General features: G+C 29.1%; 19 protein-coding genes. 2 read left to right on the plus strand and 17 right to left on the minus strand.

Translation table 11 applies throughout. From position 1 onward, the window contains the following. Positions 1–7: 7 nt before the first annotated feature. From purH to BTM21_RS07270, 7 genes are read right to left on the minus strand one after another with little or no spacing between them, the layout of a single operon-like run. On the minus strand, positions 8–1,510 hold the full coding sequence (gene purH, locus BTM21_RS07240) for a bifunctional phosphoribosylaminoimidazolecarboxamide formyltransferase/IMP cyclohydrolase (protein ID WP_021875371.1): 1,503 nt from the start codon (positions 1,508–1,510) through the stop codon (positions 8–10). 17 nt (positions 1,511–1,527) lie between these two features. Next, on the minus strand, positions 1,528–2,139 hold the full coding sequence (gene purN, locus BTM21_RS07245; RefSeq protein ID WP_079481269.1) for a phosphoribosylglycinamide formyltransferase: 612 nt from the start codon (positions 2,137–2,139) through the stop codon (positions 1,528–1,530). Then, on the minus strand, positions 2,127–3,128 hold the full coding sequence (gene purM / locus BTM21_RS07250) for a phosphoribosylformylglycinamidine cyclo-ligase (protein ID WP_021875369.1): 1,002 nt from the start codon (positions 3,126–3,128) through the stop codon (positions 2,127–2,129). The genes purN and purM overlap by 13 nt, the downstream gene beginning before the upstream one ends. Positions 3,129–3,137: 9 nt before the next feature. Then, on the minus strand, positions 3,138–4,565 hold the full coding sequence (gene purF / locus BTM21_RS07255) for an amidophosphoribosyltransferase (protein WP_021875368.1): 1,428 nt from the start codon (positions 4,563–4,565) through the stop codon (positions 3,138–3,140). A 52-nt stretch (positions 4,566–4,617) separates the two neighbouring features. Next, the gene (gene purC, locus BTM21_RS07260; protein ID WP_021875367.1) at positions 4,618–5,322 is read right to left on the minus strand and encodes a phosphoribosylaminoimidazolesuccinocarboxamide synthase; all 705 of its coding nucleotides are present in this window, start codon (positions 5,320–5,322) and stop codon (positions 4,618–4,620) included. Beyond that, positions 5,322–5,801, minus strand: coding sequence for a 5-(carboxyamino)imidazole ribonucleotide mutase (gene purE / locus BTM21_RS07265; protein WP_021875366.1), 480 nt, complete (start codon positions 5,799–5,801; stop codon positions 5,322–5,324). The genes purC and purE overlap by 1 nt, the downstream gene beginning before the upstream one ends. 12 nt (positions 5,802–5,813) lie before the next feature. Continuing rightward, positions 5,814–9,560, minus strand: coding sequence for a phosphoribosylformylglycinamidine synthase (locus tag BTM21_RS07270; RefSeq protein WP_021875365.1), 3,747 nt, complete (start codon positions 9,558–9,560; stop codon positions 5,814–5,816). A gap of 348 nt (positions 9,561–9,908) precedes the next feature. On the opposite strand from BTM21_RS07270, the gene BTM21_RS07275 reads away from it, so the two are divergent. Then, positions 9,909–10,535, plus strand: coding sequence for a hypothetical protein (locus BTM21_RS07275; RefSeq protein WP_021875364.1), 627 nt, complete (start codon positions 9,909–9,911; stop codon positions 10,533–10,535). A 233-nt stretch (positions 10,536–10,768) separates the two neighbouring features. On the opposite strand, the gene BTM21_RS07280 is transcribed toward BTM21_RS07275, so the two are convergent. The 5 genes from BTM21_RS07280 to BTM21_RS07300 form a co-directional block, all read right to left on the minus strand. Continuing rightward, positions 10,769–10,924: a zinc-ribbon domain-containing protein gene (locus BTM21_RS07280; protein ID WP_021875363.1), complete on the minus strand. Its 156-nt coding sequence runs from the start codon at positions 10,922–10,924 to the stop codon at positions 10,769–10,771. A 304-nt stretch (positions 10,925–11,228) separates the two neighbouring features. Continuing rightward, entirely contained in the window at positions 11,229–11,384 is a 156-nt protein-coding gene (locus BTM21_RS07285) for a zinc-ribbon domain-containing protein (RefSeq protein ID WP_008677523.1), read from the minus strand. Positions 11,385–11,673: 289 nt separating this feature from the next. After that, positions 11,674–12,084 carry a hypothetical protein gene (locus BTM21_RS07290; RefSeq protein WP_079481268.1) on the minus strand — a complete coding sequence of 137 codons (411 nt, stop codon included), beginning with the start codon at positions 12,082–12,084 and terminating at the stop codon, positions 11,674–11,676. Positions 12,085–12,149: 65 nt separating this feature from the next. Further along, the gene (locus BTM21_RS07295; RefSeq protein WP_021875361.1) at positions 12,150–13,088 is read right to left on the minus strand and encodes an SPFH domain-containing protein; all 939 of its coding nucleotides are present in this window, start codon (positions 13,086–13,088) and stop codon (positions 12,150–12,152) included. 1 nt (position 13,089) lies between these two features. Further along, a complete protein-coding gene (locus BTM21_RS07300; protein WP_021875360.1) occupies positions 13,090–13,521 on the minus strand; it encodes an NfeD family protein in 432 nt (143 codons plus the stop codon). A 311-nt stretch (positions 13,522–13,832) separates the two neighbouring features. Between BTM21_RS07300 and BTM21_RS07305 the strand changes: the two genes are divergently transcribed. Further along, positions 13,833–15,737: an NAD(+) synthase gene (locus BTM21_RS07305; protein WP_079481267.1), complete on the plus strand. Its 1,905-nt coding sequence runs from the start codon at positions 13,833–13,835 to the stop codon at positions 15,735–15,737. A gap of 39 nt (positions 15,738–15,776) precedes the next feature. Here the strand turns inward: BTM21_RS07305 and BTM21_RS07310 are convergent, their stop codons facing one another. The 5 genes from BTM21_RS07310 to BTM21_RS07330 form a co-directional block, all read right to left on the minus strand. Further along, a complete protein-coding gene (locus BTM21_RS07310) occupies positions 15,777–16,430 on the minus strand; it encodes a deoxynucleoside kinase (RefSeq protein ID WP_021875358.1) in 654 nt (217 codons plus the stop codon). A gap of 205 nt (positions 16,431–16,635) precedes the next feature. Further along, entirely contained in the window at positions 16,636–17,616 is a 981-nt protein-coding gene (locus BTM21_RS07315; protein ID WP_079481266.1) for a diaminopimelate dehydrogenase, read from the minus strand. A 110-nt stretch (positions 17,617–17,726) separates the two neighbouring features. Then, the gene (locus BTM21_RS07320) at positions 17,727–19,670 is read right to left on the minus strand and encodes an HIRAN domain-containing protein (protein ID WP_021875356.1); all 1,944 of its coding nucleotides are present in this window, start codon (positions 19,668–19,670) and stop codon (positions 17,727–17,729) included. 106 nt (positions 19,671–19,776) lie between these two features. Continuing rightward, on the minus strand, positions 19,777–20,712 hold the full coding sequence (locus BTM21_RS07325) for an alpha/beta hydrolase (protein WP_021875355.1): 936 nt from the start codon (positions 20,710–20,712) through the stop codon (positions 19,777–19,779). A 163-nt stretch (positions 20,713–20,875) separates the two neighbouring features. Continuing rightward, positions 20,876–26,026: an endo-alpha-N-acetylgalactosaminidase family protein gene (locus BTM21_RS07330; RefSeq protein ID WP_096145396.1), complete on the minus strand. Its 5,151-nt coding sequence runs from the start codon at positions 26,024–26,026 to the stop codon at positions 20,876–20,878. Positions 26,027–26,191: the final 165 nt, after the last annotated feature.

The raw sequence follows: 26,191 nt of genomic DNA on the forward strand, positions 1-26,191 counted from the left end.
GCTATAATTAGTGTTTAAAATGTCTTATTCCTGTAAATACCATTGCAATGTCATGTTCATTACATGCATCTATTGATTCTTGATCTCTCATTGAACCACCTGGTTGAATTATTGCTTTTACTCCATATTTAGCACAAGTATCCACTACATCTCTAAATGGGAAGAATGCATCTGAAGCTAAAATTGTAGCTCCTTTTCCTCTTCTTAAAGCATCTTCTGTAGGCCAGATTCTATTAACTTGTCCTCCACCTATTCCTACTGCTACTCCATCTTTTATTGTAACTATCGCATTAGATTTTACATATTTTACTACCTTCATACCAAAGATTAAATCTTTCATTTCTTCTTCTGTTGGTGCTTTTTCTGTTACTACTTTTATTTCTTCAACTAATTTCTTATCTTCCTCTTGTACTAGCATACCACCATCTACTGTTACCATAAATTTTTCATCTTTAGGAGCATTATTGCATTTAATTACTCTTAAATTCTTTTTAGTTTTTAATACTTCTAAAGCATCTTCATCAAACTCTGGGGCTATTACTACCTCCAAGAATATTTTAACCATTTCCTCTGCTGTAGCCTTATCTATTTTTCTATTTATTGCAACTATTCCACCAAATATTGATGTAGGATCTGCATTGTAAGCCTTAGTATAAACTTCAAATGGAGTTTCTCCTATTGCTACTCCACAAGGAGTATTATGTTTAAGTCCACAACAAGCTGTTTCTTCAAATTCACAAGCTACCTTCCAAGCTATATCTAAATCTTTTATATTATTATAAGAAAGTTCTTTACCATTTAAAATTTCAAAACTATTCATTGCCCCATTTACTTCTGTTCTTCCATAATATGCAGCACTCTGATGTGGATTTTCTCCATATCTTAAGTTTTGCATCTTCTTATATGAAACTGAAAGATATTCTGGATATTCTTCATCTCCTAATAAGAAATTTGAAATTGCAGCATCATAGGCACTCATTAAATTAAATACTTTTCCTGCTAGTTTTTTTCTAAGCTTTAAAGTAACTTCTCCTAATGATTGAATTTCTTCCATTACTAACTTATAATCGTCTTTATCTGATATAACCACTACATCTTTAAAGTTTTTAGCTGCTGCTCTAAGCATTGTAGGCCCACCAATATCTATAAACTCAACTTTTTCATCAAAGGATAAGTCTTCTCTAACCTTCTTAAAAAATGGATAAAGATTAACTATAACCATATCTATAGGCTCTATATTTCTTTCTTTAATTGTATTCATATGTTCTTCATTATCTCTAATTGCTAGTATTCCAGCATGTAGTATCGGATGCAGGGTCTTAACTCTTCCATCTAACATTTCTGGAAAATTTGTCACCTCATTTACTTCTGTAACCTTAACTCCATTTTCTTTTAGATGTTTAAAAGTACCTCCAGTTGAGATTATTTCTACTCCCTTGCCAGATAGAAAGTTTGAAAAATCTAGTATTCCTTCTTTATCAAATACACTTATTAAAGCTCTTTTAATCATTGTTTAAAACCCTCCATTTATTCTACTATCTTAACTCTACCATTAATTATTTTTATATTACCTTTAACTATTAAATCTATAGCTCTTGGTAATAATCTATGTTCTAAAACTAAAACCTTTTTTTGAATCTCTTCTTTAGTATCATAAAAATCAATTTTTACAGTTTCTTGTAGAATTATTGCTCCACCATCTACTTCTTCATTTACAAAATGAACAGTACATCCTGTAACCTTAACCCCTGACTTTAAAACTGCTTCATGAACCTTTATTCCGTACATATTGGATCCACAAAATGATGGTATAAGAGATGGATGAATATTTATAATTCTATCTTTAAACTCTTTTAAAATATCTCCTTGTAATATTGAAAGATATCCAGCTAAAACTATTAAGTCAACTTTACTTTTTGTTAACTCTAGTATTTTATCTGATGTCTTATTTCCATATTCTTTTTTTGAAACTATATAAGTTTCAATATTATTTGCCTTAGCCCTATCTAATGCAAATATCCCTTCTTTGCTTCCTATAACCATTTCTATTTTACAATTTAATCTTTTGCTTTCTATAGCATCTATAATTGCTTGAAGATTTGAACCAGAACCTGATGCTAATACTGCTATTTTAAACAACAGCCCTCACCTCCAGCTGTTACATATCCTATTTCATAAGCTTTTTCTCCAAGTTCAATTAATCTTTTTATTATATCTTCTACATCTGATTCTTTAACGCAAAGTACAAAACCTATCCCCATATTAAAGGTGTTGTACATATGATTCTTGTCTACACCTTTTTCTATTATTTTCTCAAAAATAGCTGGTAGTGGATAACTATCCTTTTTAATTACTGCTGTTAAATTATTGCCATTAAACATTCTTGGAACATTTTCTATAAAGCCTCCACCTGTAATATGTGCCATACCTTTTATTTCAAAGTTATTTAAAAGTTCTAAAATTGGTTTTACATATATTTTAGTTGGAGTTATTAAAGTTTTCCAAACCTCTTCTCCATTTAAATCTTCATTTAAATCAGTAAATATTTTTCTAACTAATGAATACCCATTTGAGTGTAGTCCAGAAGATGAAATTCCAATCAGTTTATCTCCTTCTTTAATATTTTTACCATTTATTATTTTATCTTTATCAACGATACCTACAGCAAAGCCAGCCATATCATATTCTCCATCTCTATAGAAGCCAGGCATCTCTGCTGTTTCTCCACCTACTAAAGCACAATCACCTTGAACACATCCTTCTGAAACTCCTTTAACTAAATCAGCTGCCACTTCAGCCTCTAGTTTTCCACAAGCAATATAATCTAAGAAAAATAATGGTTTTGCTCCATGACATAAAATATCATTTACACACATTGCAACGCAATCAATCCCAACAGTATCATACTTTTTAGTTTTAAAAGCTATATCAAGTTTAGTTCCAACTCCATCTGTACCTGAAACTAAAACTGGCTTTTTATATCCTTCTGGAAGTTCTACCATTCCTGCAAAACTCCCAAGTCCATTTAAAACATACTCACTCATGGTTCTACTTGCATATTCTTTTATAAGTTTTACTGATTTATATCCTTCTTCTATATTAACTCCAGCCTCTTTGTAAGTTATCATTATTAAACACTACCTTTCAAGATGATCTTTTGATGTTTCTATTGGTGTTGCTACTGGATATACTCCATTAAAGCATCCTACACAATATCCACTATTTTCTTTGAAACATTTATACATATTTTCTATATCTAAATATCCTAAGGTATCGCAACCTATCATTTCTCTTATTTCATCTACACTTCCCTTTGTGCCAATAAGTTCACTTCTATATGGAGTATCTATTCCAAAATAACAAGGGAATTTAACTATTGGTGAAGCTACTAAAAAGTGAACTTCTTTAGCTCCAGCTCTTTTTAATGAATCAACTAAATGTTTTGAAGTTGTTCCTCTAACTATAGAATCATCTATTAATACAACCTTTTTACCTTTTATGTTAACCTTTAGTGGATTTAGTTTAACTGCTACAGCTCTTTCTCTTATTTCTTGAGATGGTGTAATGAAAGTTCTTCCCACATATCTATTTTTTACAAATCCTGTATCATATGGTATTCCTGAAGCCTTTGCATATCCAACCGCTGCTGGTATCCCTGAATCTGGTACTGCAACTACTACATCTGCCTCTATTGGATATTGTTTAAATAACTCTTGTCCCGCCTTAACTCTTGATTCATGTACATCTAATCCATCAATAGTTGAATCTGGTCTTGCAAAGTATATATACTCAAAAGCACAAGTTTGACATTGTGTATTTTCTGAATATCTATAAGAGCTTATCCCACTTTCATCTATAACTACAATTTCACCTGGATCTATATCTCGAACTAACTCTGCACCTATAGCATCTAAGGCACAACTTTCTGAGGAAAGAATATATCCATCTTCAAATTTTCCAAGGCATAAAGGTCTAATTCCATGGGGATCTCTAACGCCAATTAGTTTATTTTCTGTAAGAATAACCATTGCAAAAGATCCTCTTACTGCTTGTATAGCATCTAAAACAGCTCGTTGAATCCCCTTTTTAGCTCCTCTTGCAATTAAGTTAGCTATAACTTCTGAATCTATTGAAGTATGGAAGACATGACCACCATCTTCTAGTAACTCTCTTATAACTTCAGCATTTACTAATGTACCATTATGTGCCATAGCTATAGAACCTAACTTAGTTTTACTAAGTAATGGTTGTGCATTTTCTATTCTTGTATCTCCTGAAGTTGAATATCTTACATGTCCTATTGCAGAATTCCCTTGTAGCTTGCTTAAATCATCTTGAGAAAAGGCTTCTGTTATAAGCCCCATACCCTTATGAAGGTTTACCATATTTCCATTTGCTACTGCAATACCTGCACTTTCTTGTCCTCTATGCTGAAGTGCATACAGCCCATAATAAGTCATAGAAGCTACATCCATTTCTCTATTTGCATATACCCCAAAAACACCACATTCATCTTTAAATTTATCATTACTTGGATCTAAAATTAGCTCTAAGCTTGAATTCATCTTTCTAAAACACCCCTCATTTTATTAATTGAAAATTGAGCTATATGTTTCTTTACTTTGAAATTCTATTTAAGATTTCAACATATGCATCTTTAACATTTCCAAGGTCTCTTCTAAATCTATCCTTATCTAACTTTTCACCTGTTTTTGCATCCCAAAATCTACATGTATCTGGTGAAATTTCATCTGCTAATACTATTTCTCCATTATATCTACCAAACTCTAGCTTAAAATCTATAAGTCTTATATTTTGCTCTTTAAAGAATTTCTTTAATAATTCATTTATTTTAGCAGTCATATCATATATTTTTTGTAATTCTTCAAAGGTTGTTGCCCCAATACCTACAGCATGATAATCATTGATTAGTGGATCTCCAAGAAAATCATCCTTATATGATAATTCAAACACTGTAGTTTTAAGTTCAAAACCTTCTTCTAAACCTAATCTCTTAGCCATTGAACCCGCCGCTACATTTCTTACTATTACTTCTAATGGTACTATTTCAACCTTTTTACAAAGTTGCTCTCTATCGCTTAATTTTTTAACAAAGTGAGTTTTTATACCTTTTTTATTTAACATTTCAAACAACATTGATGTAATAGCATTATTTAAAACACCCTTATCTTCTATTTCACCCTTCTTTTCCCCATTAAAAGCTGTTGCATCATCTTTGTAATAAACTATTACTTCATCTTTACTTTCTGTAGCATATATCTTTTTAGCTTTACCTTCATACATCATTTCTAATTTTTCCATTATAAATCCACTCCCTCTGCATTTTCTTCAATAAACTTTTCTTTCATATTTTCTCTAAATTTATTTAATTTTTCTCTTATAGCCTTATCTTTTACTGCAAGGATTTGTACTGCTAACATACCTGCATTATAACTATTATTTATACCAACTGTTGCTACTGGAATTGATTTTGGCATTTGTACTATCGAGAATAGTGCATCTAATCCTTCAACTGATCCCTTTATTGGAACTCCTATAACTGGCATAATTGTTTGAGATGCTATAACTCCTGGTAAGTGTGCTGCAAGTCCAGCTCCTGCAATTACAACTTCACACCCTGACTTTTCAGCATTTTTCAAAGTTTCAGTCAATTTCTCTGGAACTCTATGAGCTGATAATATATAAGCTTCATAGGAAACTCCAAATTCTTTTAAACAATTTGCTGCACCTCTCATAACATCTGTATCTGATTTACTTCCAAAAAATATTGCTACTTTCATTGAAAATCCCCCTTATTTATAGTAATTAACCCCTGATTTAAATATCTTTTGATCAAAATCTCCTGGTATATTCTTATATAGATTTTCTCCAATTCTCTCTGAATGTCCCATTTTACCAAGGATTCTTCCATCTTCACTTGTTATACCTTCTATTCCAAGAACTGATCCATTTGGATTATATGGCATATCCATTGATATATCTCCATTTAAATCAACATATTGCGTTGCTATTTGTCCATTTTCTCTTAGCTTACTTATAAGTTTTTCTGAAGCTACAAATCTTCCTTCTCCATGAGAAATAGCTATTGTGTGAATATCTCCTGGTGTTACTTCACTAAACCATGGTGATTTATTTGAAACTACCTTAGTCCTTACCATTGCACTCATATGTCTATTTATTTCATTATAAGTAAGAGTTGCCATATCTTCTTCTATATCAACTATTTCACCATAGGGTACAAGACCTAATTTAATTAAAGCTTGGAAGCCATTACATATACCTAACATTAATCCATCTCTATTTTTAAGAAGATCCATTACAGCATCCTTTATTCTTTCATTTCTAAATACTGTTGCTATAAATTTACCTGACCCGTCTGGTTCATCTCCTGCTGAGAACCCTCCTGGTAACATTATTATTTGACTTTCTCTTATTGTCTTTTCCATCTTTAAAATAGACTCCTTAAGAGAATCTTTATTAAGATTGTTTAAAACTAATTCAGAAACATCTGCCCCTTCATTTCTAAAAGCTCTAGCACAATCATATTCACAGTTTGTACCTGGGAATACTGGTATGAATACTCTAGGTTTTGCTACTTTAATTCCTGGTGATTTTATAGTTCCCTCTTTATATAAAACTGTTTCTACTTTTTCATTTTTATCTTCTGTTTTTATTTTAAATACTTTAGATAACTTTTCTTCTAATACATCTGAAAGTTTTTCTATTTTAAAATTAATATCGTATTCTTTTGATATTATTGCCCCACTATTTATGGTATTACCTATTGCCTTATAAGCGCATCCTTCAAATTCATCTTTAATATTTACCCCTAATTTAACTTCTAAAACTAAACTTCCGTAATTTAGTCCAAATAATTCTTCCTTAGTTAAATTTTTAAATTCTACCCCAATTCTATTACCTAAAGCCATTTTAGTTAAAGCTTCACTTACTCCACCAAATTTAATTGCTGATGCTGATATAACCTTACCTTCTAAAATAAGCTTATATAAAACTTCTAAATTCTTTTTATAACTTTCTATATCTAATGTCATATCTTCTTTTCTTTGCCCCATTAAGAAGATAATTTCTGAACCTACTTCTTTAAATTCTGATGAAATTATATTGGCTGCTTTTTCAACCCCAACTGCAAAAGCTACCAATGATGGAGGTACATCTATATTTCCAAAGCTTCCTGACATAGAATCCTTACCACCTATAGCCGGAATTCCAAGTTCCATTTGAGCTTTATATGCTCCAAGTAAAGCTGCAAATGGTTTTCCCCATTTTTCTTTATTAGTTCCAAGTTTTTCAAAATATTCTTGAAGAGTAAGTCTAGCTTTCTTATAATTTCCACCCATAGCTGCAAGTTTTGTAACTGCTTCAATTACTGAGTAATAAGCCATATGATACGGACTCCATGTTCCTAGATAAGGGTTAAATCCATAGCTCATTAATGTTGCATCCTTACTTTCACCATTTAATACTGGAATTTTAGCTGCCATACCTTCTGCTTCCGTATTTTGATATTTACCTCCAAAAGGCATAAGGACTGTTCCTGTTCCTATAGTAGAATCAAATCTTTCAACTAATCCCTTTTGAGATGCTACATTTAAGTTCTTTAATACATTTATCCATTTTTCTTTTACATCTATATCCTTAACTTCAAAGGGATAGTTAGTTGGTGCTTTAACTTCTACTTCTGTAGTTTGTCTTGCTCCATTTGTATCTAAAAATTCTCTTTTTAAATCTACTATCTTATTTCCTTTAAAGTACATTCTAAGTCTTTCTTTATCTGTAACCTTAGCTACTACTACAGCTTCTAAATTTTCTTCCTTTGATAAAGCTATAAATCTATCAGCATTTTCTTTTTCAACAACTACCGCCATTCTTTCTTGTGATTCTGAAATTGCAAGCTCTGTTCCATCTAAACCTTCGTATTTTTTAGGTACCCTATCTAAATCTATATCTAAACCTCTTGTTAACTCTCCAATTGCTACCGAAACTCCACCTGCCCCAAAATCATTACATCTTTTTATCATTTGACAGACTTCTTTATTTCTAAATAATCTTTGAATCTTTCTTTCTGTTGGTGCATTCCCTTTTTGAACTTCTGCTCCACATTCATTTATTGAATCTTCTGTATGTTCTTTAGATGAACCTGTAGCTCCACCTAATCCATCTCTTCCAGTTCTTCCACCTAATAATATAACTACATCTCCAGCCTTAGGTTCTTCTCTTACTACATTTTCCTTAGGTGCTGCTGCTATAACAGCTCCAACTTCCATTCTTTTTGCTACATAATTTGGATGATAAACTTCTGAAACTTGACCTGTAGCTAAACCTATTTGATTTCCATAAGAGCTATATCCATGAGCTGCCCCTAATGTTATAGTTCTTTGTGGTAACTTACCTTTTATAGTTTCTTCTACTGGAGTTGTTGGATCTGCTGAGCCTGTAACCCTCATAGCTTGATATACATAAGTTCTGCCTGATAACGGGTCTCTAATAGCCCCACCAAGACATGTAGCAGCCCCACCGAAAGGTTCTATTTCAGTTGGATGGTTATGAGTTTCATTTTTAAACATAACAAGATATTCTTCTATACCATTATTTGTTTCTATATTAACTTTAATTGAACAAGCATTTATTTCTTCTGAAACATCAAGGTCTTCTAACATACCTCTTTTTCTCATTTCCTTCATAGTAATTACTGCTATATCCATCAAAGTTTCATCTCTATTTGTTTTTCCATAAACATAATCTCTTGATTTTAAATAAGCTTCATATGCCTTAGAAACAGGCTTTGAATACAACCCCTCTTCAATATTAACCTTTTCTATTGCTGTAGAAAAAGTTGTATGTCTACAGTGATCTGACCAATACGTATCTATTACTTTTATCTCTGTAATACTTGGATCTCTTTCTTCTTTTTTAAAGAAATCCCTTATTATTTTTATATCTTCTAAACTCATGGCTAACCCCAACTCTTTATGAAAAGCCTCAAGTTCTTTATTATCCTTATTTATAAATCCAGTTAAAAACTCAACTTCTTTAGGTTCTGTGAAAAAGGAAGTTAACTCCATAGAATCTAAACTTACTTCTCTTGAATCTACAGGATTAATATAATAATCTTTTATTTTATTTATCTCTTCATCATTTATAGTCCCATTTAAAATAATTACCTTTGCTGATTTAACTTCTACTTTATCTTCAGCTGTTAATATTTGATAGCATTCTGCTGCTGAATCTGCTCTTTGATCATATTGCCCTGGTAAATATTCTACTGCAAAAGCAATTTCTCCATCTTTAAGCTCTAAATTATTTTCATACACATTATCTACTGTTTTTTCTGAAAAAATAGTATAAAGTGCTTTTTTATAAAACTCTTCATTTATTTCTCCTAAAGTGTATTTGTTAATAAGTCTAACACTTTCTAGTCCACTAACGCCTAAATTGCTTTTAAAGTCTTGAAGTAAGCTTTTTGCTTCAACATTAAAGCCTTTCTTCTTTTCTACGAATATACATCTTGTCCCTAACATGTTTCCCCTCCAAAATTCAATTCTAGGTTATCCCCTATAATAAGAAGTTTTATACACGAACATTAAATACATTATTTTTATTTTTCTTCGCCTTTTCTAACTTCAGCTTATCATTTTAGTATAAAATTGTCAACTTTAAAAGTTAATTTTATTTTAATATTCGTATTATGACGAACATTATAGCTTTTATTATTTCCTATTATACGAATAACTATAATGTATATGAATTTTCCTCTTGAAATATTATTAATTTTTATTTATATTTTTGTTAACTAAAATAGCTTTAAATGGTAATTTTCCTCTTATTTATGTTATAATATTTTTAATATTAATTTTGGGAGGAGTATTATGAATTTTGCTACCAAAAGAGAAACTATAACCTTTTTGACAATTTTAATATTATTTATTTTATTAAGTTTCTTTAATAACTACACTACATTTTTTCATTATATTATTGATTTTATAACTATACTCATAATAATTTATATTCTTTATGCATCTATCTTTAAAAGACTTTGCATTAAAAAGAAACGTAAAAAATTTTTAGGAAATCATAGATATTCTTTTAAACCTACTCCTTGTTATTCAACTCTATTTGTAATTTTTATTCTTATTTTTAATTTTTTCTCCTCATCACTTAACAATTACTTTACCGGAACCTCAACTTCTGTGGAGGTATTAAACTTAGTATCAGTTTTAATCGCTTTACTTTTTTCATTTATTTACGATTTTAAAAACGAAACTGCTTTCTATGAAAATGGAATATTAACTTGTGATGGCGAAGCTATAAATTATGATGATATATTAAAAATCGAAAAATTTACTTTTTCTACAACAATAAAATATAAGATTAAAGTTAAAAATTATTATAATAAATTAGAATTACTTATGTATATAGAGGATATAGATATAGTTAATAATCTATTTAACGAAAAATTCCCAAACTATGTAGATCTGGAAAAACTCAATAAGTAGCTTTAACATTATTGATACAAAATACTAAGTATTTTAAGATAAGACAACCAATTTTATTACATAATAATTGGAATTATGATCCATACTATGTACAATAAAATAATAGTTGTTGCTTTATAGGAGAGTGAAATTTATAAACTAAAATAATGATAAAAAGAAAAAACATATTAACCTTTAATATTAATAAAAAAAACAAAAGCCTATAGATAAATCTATAGGCTTTATTAACAAAACTATCTTCTGTTGTTTTGAGCTTTTCTTGCTCTTCTGCAATCGATGCATCTTACTGGTTCGTTATCGAATCCTTTTTCTTTGTAGAATTCTTGTTCTCCTACTGTGAATACGAACTCATTACCGCAATCTTTACATATTATCTTCTTATCTTCCATTTTAAATCCTCCATCTCTAAAGATTAATATTTACAAACCAATCTCTTTAACGGAGAATGCTAATATCTTATTAAATCTTTAAACAATATTTTTTTGTGTCTCTCGACTACTTATTTATAATAACACAAAAATATTAATAATGCTACTCTTTTTTTATTTTTTATTTTTTTAATAGGTAATAAATTAATGCTAAATATACTATTTCCTATAGCACTATTAATTTTTTGAAGGCAAACTATTCTACAACTGCATCGAATAAAAAAAAGCCATAAGAGTTTAACTCTTATGGCTCTATTTAACAAAACTATCTTCTGTTGTTTTGTGCTTTTCTTGCTCTTCTGCAATCGATGCATCTTACTGGTTCGTTATCGAATCCTTTTTCTTTGTAGAATTCTTGTTCTCCTACTGTGAATACGAATTCCTTACCGCAATCTTTACATATGATCTTCTTATCTTCCATTTTAAATCCTCCATCTCTAAAGATTAATATTTACCAACCAATCTCTATAACGGAGAATGTGACTATCTATTAAATCTTTAAACAATATTTTTACCTTTCGGTTATATTAATAATAACATACTTACATATTTAAAACAAGTTTTTTTACTAAATACTTTACAAATTAAAAATAAAAAAGGCCTGCATTATTTCCATTATAATACAGACCTTTTTCTAAGAAACCTACGTAACCCTTAGGGTTATTATTATTTTATACTATTATTTATATTTTTATTCATAAATTTTAATTTTATTTATTCTCTAAAAGTAATTCATTATTCTTTGTAGTTTTATATAATTTATAATAGCTTATTATAGAAAATCCCGGTATAAATAACCCAAGAATCACCCAAACATAACTAACTTTAAATTCCTTACATATCTTAACTGCCATAATAGTAAGGTAAATTCCAATAGTAAATGCAATTACGCTTGAAATTAAGCCTGTTGTAAAGAAAAATGGGATATATAAAAGTAATGCCCACGGAATCCCTTTCCCATATTTAATTACTACATAATCTTGTGCTATAGGAATCCATGAAAGCCAGGATTTGTTAAATCCATCTTTTTTAGCTATATTATACATAGCTAGTCCTACAAATATATATGTTAAAAAAGATAATCCTAAGAAAATATACGATATGTTTTCTAATAATGTCAATTTTATTGCCCCCTATATTAAAATTAGCTAGCCTAAAAAGGCTAGCTAAAAATATATTTTAAAACTTATTTTTCACCTTTTAGCATTTCGCCTATTGCTGCTATACTACCTAAAGAAGATAAAGTTTCATTTGGAAGTATAAGCTTATTAGCTGGATTATTAGCCATTTCTTTAAGAGCTTCAACTTGCTTTAATGCTATAACAGTTTCATTTGTACCTGATTGAATTATAGCTTCATTTACTTTTCTTATTGCTTCTGCTTCTGCTTCTGCAATTTTAGCAATGGCCTTAGCTTTACCTTCAGCTTCTAATAATTGAGACTCTTTTAAACCTTCAGCTCTTCTAATATTAGCTTGTTTTTCAGCTTCAGCTCTTAATATTTGAGATTGCTTTTCCCCTTCAGCTTTTTCAATTTCAGATTGTCTTAATCCTTCTGCTTGTAAAATCATAGCTCTCTTATCTCTTTCAGCCTTCATTTGTTTTTCCATAGCTTCTTGAATTTCTTCTGGTGGAACTATATTTTTAATTTCTACTGAAAGAATTTTAATACCATAAGCATCTGTAACTTCATCTATTATACTTAAAAGATCTTGATTTATTTTATCTCTACCTGATAAAACTTCATCTAAAGTCATATTACCAATAATATTTCTCATATTTGTTGTAGCGGAGTAAACAATACCTGCTTTATAATCTTCAATATTATATACAGCATCTCTTGCATTTAACAACTTGTAGAATATTACGTTATCTACTGAAATCTTAACATTGTCCTTAGTTATAACTGTTTGTGGTGGTACATCTAATATTTGTTGTTTTGTTGAAATTCTTTTTCTTACAAAATCAACAAAAGGAATTAAAAAGTGCCAGCCTGGTTCTAATATCCTGTGATATTGACCAAACCTTTCTACTACGTATAAATATCCAGTATTTACGATTTTAATTGTTGATAGTACTATGAATAGTAAAAATACTAAAAGTACTCCCATAAGAATCATTCCCATATTATTTTTCCTCCTCTTTATTTACAATTATTTTATTACCTTCTATACCTACTATTTTAAAATTAGTACCTTTTTTTATAGTATCACCATTATTTTGTATGGCCCAATATATTCCGTCAATTTTCACTCTTGCTTTTTTCTCAATATCAGCTTCTGCCTTCATAATTCTACCGATATAAGTTTCTTCCATTAACGGCGTATGTTTTACTGAAGTTTTAAATTTCTTTCTAGCCCATGGATAACCTATTGATATAGTAATAATACTTACTACTAAAAAGATTATAATTTGAATACCTACTGTAGCTCCTAATAAATCTGCAATCATAGCTGCAAAAGCACCTACTGCAAACCAAACAAATAAAAAGCTACTTGTTAAAATGTCTAAAAGAGTTACTGCAATAGCAACTATAATCCAAAAAACCATTGAAAGCATCTTACCTCCCCCTTTTTAATAATTATAACATATTTTGTTAACAAAAAATACATTTAAGTTACCCTGTGATTAAATTATATACTATTCTTTACATTATTGCAATGTTTTATTTATCTTTTTATATAGTTTTTTATAACCTTTAATAGGTTTTGTTTTAATTTTCTATTGTTGTGATTGATTTTCTAAGGTTTTCCTTTTATTATTTATTTATAGGTATTTTATTTATATTATTAATAAATACTAATAATATTAGATTTGTTACCCTAATATTATTAATTTATTTTAAACTACAAATGATAGGAGTAGATATTATGGATTTTATTAAAGTAGCAGCTGCGTGTCCTATTACACGTGTAGCTGATATTGATTATAATTTAGAAAATATTAATATATGTATAGATAAAGCTATAGAAAATGGAGCTAAATCTATTGTTTTTCCTGAATTATGTATGACTTCTTACAGCTGTGGAGATTTATTTTTGCAATCTTCTCTTCTTGAAAAGTCAATGGAAGCTATAGAAAAGCTTGTTTATAGAAGTGAACAAATTGACATGTTAATTACAGTTGGAGCTCCCCTTTATCTTAATAACGTTTTATATAATTGTGCTTATGTAATATTTAAAGGAAAAATATTAGGAATAGTTCCTAAATCTTATATACCAAATTATACTGAGTTTTATGAAAAACGTTGGTTTAGTGAAGGACTTGGAATTATAGATAAAAAAGTTAATCTTAGCTTCCAAAAAGATATTCCTTTTGGTTGCAATTTAATTTTTAGCTCAAAAGATTTTAAATTTGCTTTTGAAATATGTGAAGACCTTTGGGTTACTATCCCACCAAGTTCATACCTTTCATTAATGGGTGCAAATATAATAGGTAATCTATCTGCTTCTAATGAATTAGTTAGTAAAATGGATTATAGAAGAAGTTTAGTTTCAAATCAAAGTGCACGATGTATGACTTCATATTTATATGCTTCAGCTGGAGTTCATGAATCTACTACTGATTTGCTATTTAGTGGACATTTATTAATATCTGAAAACGGAACTATACTTAATGAAAATGAAAGATTCCAAAGAGATAATGAGGTTATTTTCTCTTGTATCGATATATTTAGATTAAAAAGTGAACGACTTAAAAATATTAGCTTTAGAGACGCTCAAAAAATTATACCTTATCCAGCTAATTATATAGAGTTTAATTTCTCTGATACTGAAATAAAAGGTTTTGATAGATTTGTAGATAAACATCCCTTTGTTCCTTCAGATTCTAAGTCTCGTGAAAAAAGATGCAAGGAAATATTCAATATACAAGCAGCTGCTCTTGCAAAAAGAATGGAGCATACAGGTCTTAAAAAAGCTGTAATTGGTATTTCTGGTGGTCTTGACTCTACTTTAGCTCTTTTAGTTGTAGTTAAAACCTTTAAGTTATTAGGTATCGATAACAAAAATATAGTTACTATTACAATGCCTGGCTTTGGAACAACTGATAGAACTTATAATAACGCTTTAACTTTATGTAGAGAACTTGGTTGTGATTTAAGAGAAATAAATATTGTAAAGGCTGCCCTTCAACATTTTGAAGATATAGGCCACAATAAAGATATTCATGATGTTACTTATGAAAATGTTCAAGCAAGAGAAAGAACTCAAATTCTTATGGATCTAGCTAATAAAGAAGGGGGCTTACTAATTGGTACAGGTGATCTTTCAGAACTTGCTTTAGGTTGGTGTACATATAATGGTGATCATATGAGTATGTATTCAGTAAATCCTTCTATTCCTAAAACATTAGTTAGATATTTAGTGCGATACGTTGCTGAAAAAGAATCTTTTAAAAATGTTTCTGAAACTTTATTAGATATTTTAGATACTCCTGTTAGCCCTGAATTACTTCCAAAAAGTGATAAAGGAGAAATAGTTCAAAAAACTGAAGACATAGTAGGACCTTATGAATTACATGACTTCTTCTTATATCACTTTATAAAGAATGGTTCATCTAAAGAAAGAATTCAATTTCTAGCAGAGTATGCTTTTAAAAATGATTATAGTAAAGAAGAGATTAAAAAATGGTTAGATAAATTTATATATAGATTCTTTACCCAACAATTTAAAAGAAGTGCTCTTCCAGATGGTCCAAAGGTAGGTAGTATTTCTCTTAGTCCTAGAGGCGATTTTAGAATGCCATCTGATGCATCTTTTAATTCATTTAAATAAAAAAATAGCCGTTTTGCTATAAAGCAAAATGGCTATTTTTTATAAAGCTCTTACTTCTTTAAGCTTTTCTTCTACCATCTCAATTAATTTAACTTTATCTCTTTCATTATTTACTACATCCATAATATCCATATCTATAACTATAACTTCTGAAGCTTTATAATAATTCTTTACCCACGCATCATAATCTTTCCATAAAAATTCATAATATTCTCTTAAGCTATCATCTACTTCAAATTCTCTCCCTCTTAAAGCAATTCTCTTTAAAACTGTTTCAAAAGAACCTTTTAAGTAAACCATTATATCTGGTGCCTTCTTTGGTAATTCATCAAGTTCTTCAAGCATATTGTTTAGAAGATCTTCATATATTTTCATTTCTAATTCATTAATTCTACCAAGTTCCATATTTTTTTTAGCAAAATACCAATCTTCATAAATTGATCTATCTAATACATTATTGTTATGTACTAAAGCTTCTTTTATGCTTTTAAATCTTGTATTTAAAAAATATAATTGTAATAAAAAAGGATACCTTCTTTTTTGTATTTCTTCTTCTGTTTCACTATAAAATAAAGGTAGTATAGGATTGTCATCTACACTTTCATAAAATACGTCTGTTTTAAAATGTTCTCCTAATATACTAGCAACTGAACTTTTCCCTAATCCAATCATTCCACCAACAACTATCAACATGCGTCACCTATCCTTTATGTTTTGTCTTTTTTTATCTTACAGAAAATTTTTTTAAGTTTCAAGTCTTGACATTTTCAAAAACAACACAACATATAGTAACGTTTTTATTTTTCATACTATATATTGTATATATTAATATATACAATAAAAAAGTTGTTTATTAATGGTAATTTAATCATCAATAAACAACTACTAAATATCTCTTCTATAATATACTTCTTCTTAATTCATCTTCATTTTTAGGTGAAAGATAAGCAAATGGTATATCTAACACTGTTAATGTTCCTGTCTTTCCTTCCTTTGCTAATCTGTAAATTGCTCTAGCATATGCTATTAAAACACTAGATGTGAATTCTGGATTACTTCCTAAATCTAAAGAAAATTCAACTCTTTGCTTTGTTCCATCTCCTGTTATACCAGTACGTATTACAAATCCACCATGAGGCATTCCTTTATGATTTTTTTCTAATTCTTCTTCTGATATAAAGTTTACTGTTGTATCATAATCAGCAAAATAACTTGGCATGGTCTTAATTTCATTTTCTATTTTCTTTATATCTGCACCTTCTTCTGGCACTATATAACATACACGAGTATGTTTTTCTCTAACTGTAAGTTCTGGATTTAACCCTAATCTTACTTGTTCTAAAGCACTTTCTACTGGAACTGTATATTGTATTCCATTTTTCACGCCTTCTATTCTTCTTATAGCATCTGAATGTCCTTGACTTACACCTGTTCCCCAAAATGTATAATCTGTTCCTTGTGGTAAAGCTACTTGTCCCATCAATCTATTAAGAGAAAATAATCCTGGATCCCAACCTACTGAAATTGCACTTAAAGTCCCTGCTGCCTTAGATACTTCATTCATCTTTGAAAAGTGCTCTGGAATCTTTGGATGATTATCAAAACTATCAACTAAATTAAACATTTCTGCTACCATAGGCCCTTGCACTCTTAAATCTGTTGCTGATCCTCCGCACATTATCATTACATCTATAAGTCCTTTATAGTTTTGTATGTTGTTTATACTTTCAACTTCTGCTCCAAAAGTTTTAACTGTATCTACATCTCTCCTTGTAAACACTTTTACTAATTCAACATCATCATTTTGAGCTACTGCTTTTTCTACACCTCTTCCAAGATTTCCATAACCAACTACCCCAATTTTTATTTTATTGCTCATTGTATTCTCCTCCTTTTTATACCACATTCAAACGCTACAAAAAATTTTTATGATACATATATAGTAGCATGATTATGCACTATTGTGAATATTTATTATTATCAGAATTATCAATTAATTACTTTAACCCCACCACTTAACATCATTTTTAATATACTATTAATCTCTTCTTCTATATCTCTATAACTAACATATATAGAGATAACTATATTTTTATAATTCTCATCAATTTCCTTTATCAATCCGTAAAGCTTCTTTCCTTCTACTAAAAGGTTCTTTAATATAACATTATCTTTTCTTGGAATATAACCTATATGATATCCATTATTATTTATTACCATAATAGCATTTTCATCAAAAGGATTTTTCTTTTCTTCCTTTAAAAAAACTATATCTTCTAAAAGTAACGATTTAGCTGCCTTTCTTATATCTAAATACTCTGTTCCCGCTACCTTTAAAGTTATAAGATAATTATCCTTTGAATGATCTTCTATCTCTATATCCTTTATATCTATTTTTTCAGCTATTCTACTTTCTAAACTATAATTAATAAATCTCATTAATTCTCTTGCAAACTCTAAGTCATCTTCTGAATCAGCTATAGATTTTATAGTTTCAAAATTCTCTTTGCTTAAAATATCTTTATTTTCTTTTAGATTTTTAAGCGCTTCTTTTTTAGTAGGATTATATCTTGCCCCTAAAGCTTTTATATTTAAATTAATAAATTCATTAGCTAAATCTCGCATTTCTTTTATTACAATATATAAACATTGATCTTCATCACTTTTATCTTCTTTACTATAAGTTATATCTTTTGCATCAAATACGTTAGTATTTTTCAAAACCTCATCTATAAAACTTATAATTTTTCTTCTACTATTTTTATTGCTATTAAAGAGAATATATCTATATATCATGCTATTGAAGTTATCTTTTTCTAAGATACTATATAGGTCATCAAAAGTAAGTTTTTGTTTTAATAAAAATGCTACTTCTAATATCTCATCTACTTTAATTTTTTCCTTTAAAAGCTCATCTTTTATAATATTTATCCACTTACTATCTGAGAATATAACTTCAATATCATTTAATATAATTTTCGTTTCCTTTATAGCCTCTTTATAAGAATTTCTTCCTTTTAGTAAAGAATTTTTATTATACTCTCCTACAGAAACTAAAATCCCCATTAATGCATATAAATGAATAAATTTATTGCCATACTTTTTAAACATATTTACATAATCATAAGCTAAATCATAATTATAATTTTCTTTAAAATAAATATTACCTCTATAAAGTCTTCCTATTATTTTTGATAATAAATTAAACTTTTTAGCATTTACTTTTCCATTATATAAATACCAAAAAATACTTAGCTTTTCAAAAATAATATTTGCAAGTTCCTCTTCGATTATATTATTATCACTACCCTTTTCTACTAGCCAAAACCTTATATCATCTGATAAAACTTCTAACTTTGAAATGGCTATAAGCTTACCATATCCTCTAGATATTTTACACACTTCAAAAATGAAAGTATTATATTTAGAATACTCTTTTACACCTTCTACACAGAAAAATATGTAGCTATTGTGTATAGAAAAAACTTTGAATATTTCTTTTGCTTCTTCTTTTCCAGATAACCTCAACAAAGTTAAACCTAATTTTATTTCATTTGAATTATTACTTTCTTTTGAAAATCTTACTCCATAGTCATATAAAATATCTTTTGAAATAATTCCTTCACTTAGCATACATTTAAACTTTTCTATAAACTCATAATAATAATCTACTATATTATAATTATTAATAAATAGTTCCAAGCTCTCTTTACTATACTCATCTTCTTTTAAAAAATATTTATATACAAGATCTATTGCCGTATTAGAAAGCATCACTCTATCTTTTATATTATACTCTTCATTTAAGTAAATTTTTTTCGCCTCGTATTCTCCTGAACGACTCATATTTTGCTTATTAAATGATTTATAACCATGTTTTTCTATATAATCATTTAATATATCATATAAGAATACGACTGTACCCCTCTCCATTTGCACCCTCCTTATACCTTATATAATGCTTCCTTATAACAAAAACTCCCTGCCTTTATCTGCAAGGAGTGCTTTAAAAGTATTTTACCATTTAATGTTAATTATATCAATTGCTATATTTTTTATCTTTTATAACATTCTCTATAAATACTCTTACAGTTTCTTTATATAGTTTCTTATCTTTTGAATAAGCTCCTACATGTTTTGCACCCTCAATTAATAATAGCTTATTTTTATCCCCTTTTTTAACTTTATACATTTCCTCACTCATAGAGTGTGGTACTAATTCATCTGATGTTCCATGAACAAACATAACTGGCACATCACTATTTTTAATATCGTCTATTGGTGATATCTTATTCATATCAAATCCACATATTCTTTTAATTTTTCTGTTTAAAATGTGATAAACAGGGAAAAATGGAACTTTAGATTCTTTAAATTGTGACTTTATTATTTTTACACCATTTGAATATGCACAATCAGCTATTATAAAATCTATTTTGTTACTATGCTTTCCTCCATACATTAAAACAGTAGCACCTCCCATTGATTGTCCATGTAACCCTATAATCCCCTCCTTACCTACCTTTTCTCTCATTAAATCTACCCATTTATCCAAATCTTTAACTTCCTTATATCCATAAGTACTATGCTCTCCTTCACTTTCTCCATGACTCCTCATATCTATAAGTAATACATTAAATCCTTCTTCAAAAAATATATCTGCAAATTGAAAACATACATAATGATTAGCTGTATATCCATGATGTATTATAGCTATTTTTTTAGAATCCTTATTTTGCAAATAATAATAACCTTTTAATTTATATCCATCATAACTCCTTATTGTAAGCTCTTCTCCTTCTAAATTTTTATAATCTTCATAATCACTTGAAAACCTTTCCTTCATAGCTTTTATCATTTCATCTTTTGTTTTTCTCTTGTCCATAATTACCTTATAAAAAGCCTTTTTATTTATAAAATATAAAACAATACTTATAGAAACTAATAATATAGCAATTAATATTAGTATAGCCATTCCTACTCCCCCTTTTAATAATTAATTTTTATTAAATTTCTAAGCTTAAATCATATAATAATTTTATCCTATTATGAATTTCTCTTCAACATTATATCCTTTTTATCTACTTATAACAAAAAGGATGAACCCCTAATGGAGTTCATCCTTCTCTTTTATTATTTTATAATTTATTTTTTCTTCTCTTAAGGAAAGTTCCAGCTCCAACTGCAGCTATTCCTGAAAGTAATACTAATAAACTATTAACCCCTCCTGTTTGAGGTAAATTACCCTTATTTCCTGAATTTGAAGAATCACTTGGTTTACTTGGATTAGTAGTATTTTGTTTTTCTTTTACTGTTACTTTAATTTTCTTAGTAGCCTTTGCACCTTCACTGTCTACCACTTCATATATAACTTTATATTTACCTGCTTTAGCTGTGTTAACTGTATTTTCAACAACCTTAATTTTATCTGTAAGATTTCCTTCTTCAGCATCTTCTGCTGTTACTCCTGTCATAGGATCAAATTTAGAATTTAATTCTATAGTTGAATCCTTAGCATTTATTACTGGTATTTTATTAATAACTGATGATTTTTTCTTTACTGTTACTTCTATTTCATTTGAAGCTACAGTACTTCCATTTATAGTTACTTCAGCAGATACCTTTGAAACGCCTTCCTTTTTAGTTTTTATAACGCCATCTTCTACTGATAGAACTTCTGGATTAGATACTGTATATTTAATAGTAGCCTTACTTAAATCTGCTTTATTTCCATTAGACATAATTGCCTCTAATACTACTTTTGATTCATTTCCTTCTATTAAAGTAGTATTATCCATACATAGTCTTACTGATTCTAAAGTTAGTTTATCTTCTGGCGTTACATCTTTAATATATAAGTCATCTAAAACTAATTCATCATATCCATTACCTTTATTAAATGCTAGATAATAATCTACAGCATTGCCTGTTGTAAATTCTTTCTTAAATTCTTTAACTTCTCTTTTATATTCTGGACCATCTATTGGTCTTCCTGTAACAGTTCCTGGTGTTAGGTTTTCATTAAATAATTCACCTGATGTTTCAGATTTTATAGCTACTGAATATAGATTATCTATTTTATTTGTATATTTAAATCCTATTTCATAAGTTGTATTAGGTTTTAATTTTAATGTAGATTCATCTGTCAATAATATCTCACCTGTTGTACCTGGTTGTTGATTTGATTTTAATGAGAATCTACCATCAATTACCCAATTCATATATTGTTTTCCTTCTGGATCTTTTTCTGCATAGTGAGTTCTATTATCAGTTCCTAGATTTTGACCCATATATAAAGGTCCATGTCCCTCATCCACATTTTCAAAATCTTCATAGATTACATATCCATCTCTATTAGTTTTATCTAAATCAAGAGGGTTAGTCCAAATTCTAAAATCATCTATAAGAACTTTACTATCATCTTCATCCTTCGCAACATTTAAATATAACGTTCCTTCAGTTATTCCTTCTGGTATTGTAAATTCAACTCTCATTCTTGTTGCTCTTTCACCATGCCATTTTAAGCCTTCTCCAACATTCATTCTTGTTGTTTCTCTAGTTATAGTACTTTCTTCTAAAGTACATCCTGACTTAAATCCTAAAGTAACATCTCTATCACCATAATTTTTAACCCATACTGAAGCTGTATAAGTTTTACCCGGTTCTAGCCCTGTTATTTTTTGAGATAAATTTGCATCTGCTCCATTATTTCCTTGAACTACAACTGCATCATTACCTAATCTTCTATCAACATTCTCATTTATTATAGAAATATGCTCTTTATTTTCTGATGAAGAATTAATTGTCCATGAATCAAGTGTTTGAGAGTCAAAACCTGGATCACTTATCAATGTTCCTTCTCCCCAATTATTTATTCTATCTTCATTAACCTTTTCTTGGAATACTATATAAGGTGTATTTGCTTTAGCTTCAATTGTAACCTTTCCATTTGTTACAGGTAACTCATCTACAAAAGTTCTTCCTAAATCTGATAATTCATATATCTTAACTGTTTCTGTTCCTTCCCATCCTGTAGGAATATCCCATGTAGTTGTTCCCCCTTCTGGATTCCAATGATACACTTTATTTTCTGGTTCATTATCAAGTTGTTCCCATGTCCAAGGCATAAATAATGTAGTTTTTCCTATACCTCTATCATTAATAGTATCCTTTGGAGTTATAGATATTAATTTTCCATCTTGATACATATTAATGTTTCCATTTTCCCTCTTAACTTCTAATCCATCATTAAACTTAACAAAACCATTTGTACCATCATCTTCCCATTCCATTATCTCAAAATGTTGCATATATTTTGATGGTAATGTTTGATTGTAGAATGTTTCTATAGCATAAAATCCTTCTACATCATGTCTTGTTCCCCATCCACCAGATAATGCATGCTTGGCTCCTTTTAAAAGATCATCAGACATAAATACATCTTGTTCTTGGTTTCTTATAAATCTAATCATTTTACTTTCATTTCCTCTATTAGGGTATGCTGGATCTCCACCCCAATGAGTCCAAGCTGTTTGTTGTTCTAATGGACCATTAAACTCTGTTGCAAGCATCCAATCATTATCTTTTATTATTTCTGATAACTCATTTGCATTCCAACCATTTCCTGTATATACGTCAACATATATCCAAGATAAATCTGGATGATCTTCTTTTAACATAGAAAATCTTCTTTTTAATTCTCCTGTTAATATATCTTTCTTTTGATCTACGTAATAAGAATTATCTTTCCATGCCCATCCTTCTTGGAATCCTGGTCTTAAATTATTTACATCTAGTTCAAATGCATCTAAATGATATTCTGTTGCATTAACATGAACCCCTATTTTAGCATTATAATCTTTACCTATTTCTATTAATTTATTTAAATCATCCTTACCACCTTGTCTTATACCTGTATGACCACCTATATCAGCTATAACATCATCATGACCTTCTCCTTGATATCCCTTTTCTAATACTAATTGACCAAATCCATCTGTATAATTAGATAATTTCTTAATCATATCCCCTGTTCTTAGGAATGGTGATTGTGCTAAAGACCCTATATTAAACGGTATATATGAGAAGCTATTTTTTATATAATCCGCTCCTTTAACTTCATCCATATTGTCTCTGTAAAGAATAGCTGCATCTTGCCAATTTACTTTTCCACTTTTATTTTTATCCTTTGCTATCATAATTTGAGACCATGGAAGTTCTTCTGGCTCTCCTGGTACCGCACCTGAGTCTTCTAAATTTAATTTAACTTTTGTTACTCCATTTCCATCTAAAGTAGCTTTTATTTTTTCTCCATATTCATTACTTAATCCGATCATATTTATAGTGTCTTTTGTTACTTGTTCTGGCACACCTCCACTTTGTGTGTTAATACAAATTATATAAAGAGCTCCTGCCGCTTGAGCATTCCTAGCCTTATCTTCAAAAGTATGAGTTCCTCTATCAACTATAGCTACTTTTCCTGTAAGATCTTTACCTTGAAAATCTTCTACTCCACCTAATCCACAATATACAGCTTCATACTCTTTACCCATATACTTTTTAATCTTTTCTTCACTAGAGAATATAGGTTGATTTGTATTTCCATTTATCTCAACATTTCCTATATTACCAATAAAGGCTGGCGCTGATGAAGATTTTATTGCTTCTCTGTAAGTCCAAGTACCATTATATATACCCGCTTTTTTATATCCATTTCTATCTGCAACATTTATGACAATTCTATTTCCACCTTCAATTACATTATTATCTACTGCAATAGCAAATTTATCATCATTTATTATTCCGTAAGTTTTATTATAATCGCCCATTTTAACATCAGATACATTTTCAAATTTCTCTTGAATGTTATTCCAATCTCCTGTAGTTAGTACACCTGAAATCTTACCATTTTCAGTACTCTTTACAGAAGCTAAACTATGCCCTGGGAAATTTATTGTTCTTAATTTGAAACTTCCATTTTCTACAATTTCTTTTACTTCCATTTTTAAAGCATCATCTTTAACTAATGATATTTGAACTTTCATTATTAAATCTAATTCTTCAAAGGTCATAACATATTCAGCTGTTTTTTCATCAATAGTGTTATATGCTACTTTAGGAACATACTTTTCCTCATTTAACTCAACAATAAATAGTTGTTCATCTTCCCCTTCTAGTACATCTCCTCCAACTTCATATCTTATTACTCTTGGAAAATTATTATCTAATACAACCTTCATATCTCCTGATTGTATTACTTTTTCTTCTACAACTACTTCAGGTGGTATTATAGTTCCATCCTCTGGATCTGCTTTAACCGTAACTGTAGCAGTCACTCTATCTTCTCTATCAACTAAAGTTCCTTCTGATTTAAAAATTCCTTCCTTTGAGTATAGTGTTTTATCTATATAATCCCATTCTACACCTTCTAATGCAGTAGTCCCATCTTCATAAGTTACATTTACCTTTTTAGGTAACTCTGGACGTATTCTTATAAAGGTTTCTGCTGTCACTTCCTCTACTGATTTTATTGGCTTTAATGGCATTTTTTCATCTAAAGCTCCAACAGTACCAGCTCTAAAGTAATCTACATAGGCATCATTAAGTCCATACCATGTTTTAAATCCTACTCCATAACTTGAATTCAAAGGCATACCTTGTAAATTTACTTCTTCACTAAATATTTGTTCATCATTTAGCCACATAGTTATTTTTTTACCTTCGAATCTAACCTTTAATTTATATTCTTCTCCTGGATTTAATTTTGGACCTGAAAAATCTTTACTACTTCCATTTGCAGTTGCTATTCTCCAGTTCCCATTTAAATCATATCCTGCAAATAAATATGCTCCATCAGTTTGTGGTCTTAAAATAAAACCAAACCTTCCTACACCTCTTGAAGCATCACCATCTAACTTAAAGACCATTTCTGCTTCACCATCTTTTAATTGTGGTGCATTTTGATCAAAAAAAGTAAACTCATTATTTACTTGAGCATTTCTTGTTACCTTTAAATATCCATTTTCCACTTCATGAGTTCCTTCTCCTATAAGTGTTTTCCAATCACACTTCTCTGTATCATCAAATAAGGCAGTATATATTTCTTCACTTATAGGATTTATTCTTTCTTGTTGTAGCACTTGATTTTGAGCTTCTTCTATATTTGTTAAGTTATTTGCAAATGTTGGTGTTGTTATAGAAGCTATTTGAGTAACTACAATAGTACTTGCAACTAAAACAGATAGTCTTTTGCTCATTGATCTTCTTCCTATATTTCCTTTATTCTTCATTTTACATCCCCCTTGAAATTTATGGTTTTAATGTAATTAAAATCCCATAACCATATATTAATAATATTATTATGTAAACATTTACTCAATAATTTTATTGCTATCTTCTTTATGTTTGTTGTTATAAATTTACATATAAATAGATATATCTCATATTTACTTATT

The organism is Clostridium chauvoei (assembly GCF_002327185.1).
Lineage (GTDB): Bacteria > Bacillota > Clostridia > Clostridiales > Clostridiaceae > Clostridium > Clostridium chauvoei.

Excerpts from the sequence above, each read along its gene's own strand:
- purH (WP_021875371.1), bottom strand. The coding sequence starts at position 1,510 with ATGATTAAAAGAGCTTTAATAAGTGTATTTGATAAAGAAGGAATACTA.
- purM (WP_021875369.1), bottom strand. The coding sequence starts at position 3,128 with ATGATAACTTACAAAGAGGCTGGAGTTAATATAGAAGAAGGATATAAA.
- purF (WP_021875368.1), bottom strand. The coding sequence starts at position 4,565 with ATGAATTCAAGCTTAGAGCTAATTTTAGATCCAAGTAATGATAAATTT.
- purC (WP_021875367.1), bottom strand. The coding sequence starts at position 5,322 with ATGGAAAAATTAGAAATGATGTATGAAGGTAAAGCTAAAAAGATATAT.
- purE (WP_021875366.1), bottom strand. The coding sequence starts at position 5,801 with ATGAAAGTAGCAATATTTTTTGGAAGTAAATCAGATACAGATGTTATG.
- BTM21_RS07270 (WP_021875365.1), bottom strand. The coding sequence starts at position 9,560 with ATGTTAGGGACAAGATGTATATTCGTAGAAAAGAAGAAAGGCTTTAAT.
- BTM21_RS07275 (WP_021875364.1), top strand. The coding sequence starts at position 9,909 with ATGAATTTTGCTACCAAAAGAGAAACTATAACCTTTTTGACAATTTTA.
- BTM21_RS07280 (WP_021875363.1), bottom strand. The coding sequence starts at position 10,924 with ATGGAAGATAAGAAGATAATATGTAAAGATTGCGGTAATGAGTTCGTA.
- BTM21_RS07285 (WP_008677523.1), bottom strand. The coding sequence starts at position 11,384 with ATGGAAGATAAGAAGATCATATGTAAAGATTGCGGTAAGGAATTCGTA.
- BTM21_RS07295 (WP_021875361.1), bottom strand. The coding sequence starts at position 13,088 with ATGGGAATGATTCTTATGGGAGTACTTTTAGTATTTTTACTATTCATA.
- BTM21_RS07300 (WP_021875360.1), bottom strand. The coding sequence starts at position 13,521 with ATGCTTTCAATGGTTTTTTGGATTATAGTTGCTATTGCAGTAACTCTT.
- BTM21_RS07305 (WP_079481267.1), top strand. The coding sequence starts at position 13,833 with ATGGATTTTATTAAAGTAGCAGCTGCGTGTCCTATTACACGTGTAGCT.
- BTM21_RS07310 (WP_021875358.1), bottom strand. The coding sequence starts at position 16,430 with ATGTTGATAGTTGTTGGTGGAATGATTGGATTAGGGAAAAGTTCAGTT.
- BTM21_RS07315 (WP_079481266.1), bottom strand. The coding sequence starts at position 17,616 with ATGAGCAATAAAATAAAAATTGGGGTAGTTGGTTATGGAAATCTTGGA.
- BTM21_RS07320 (WP_021875356.1), bottom strand. The coding sequence starts at position 19,670 with ATGGAGAGGGGTACAGTCGTATTCTTATATGATATATTAAATGATTAT.
- BTM21_RS07325 (WP_021875355.1), bottom strand. The coding sequence starts at position 20,712 with ATGGCTATACTAATATTAATTGCTATATTATTAGTTTCTATAAGTATT.
- BTM21_RS07330 (WP_096145396.1), bottom strand. The coding sequence starts at position 26,026 with ATGAAGAATAAAGGAAATATAGGAAGAAGATCAATGAGCAAAAGACTA.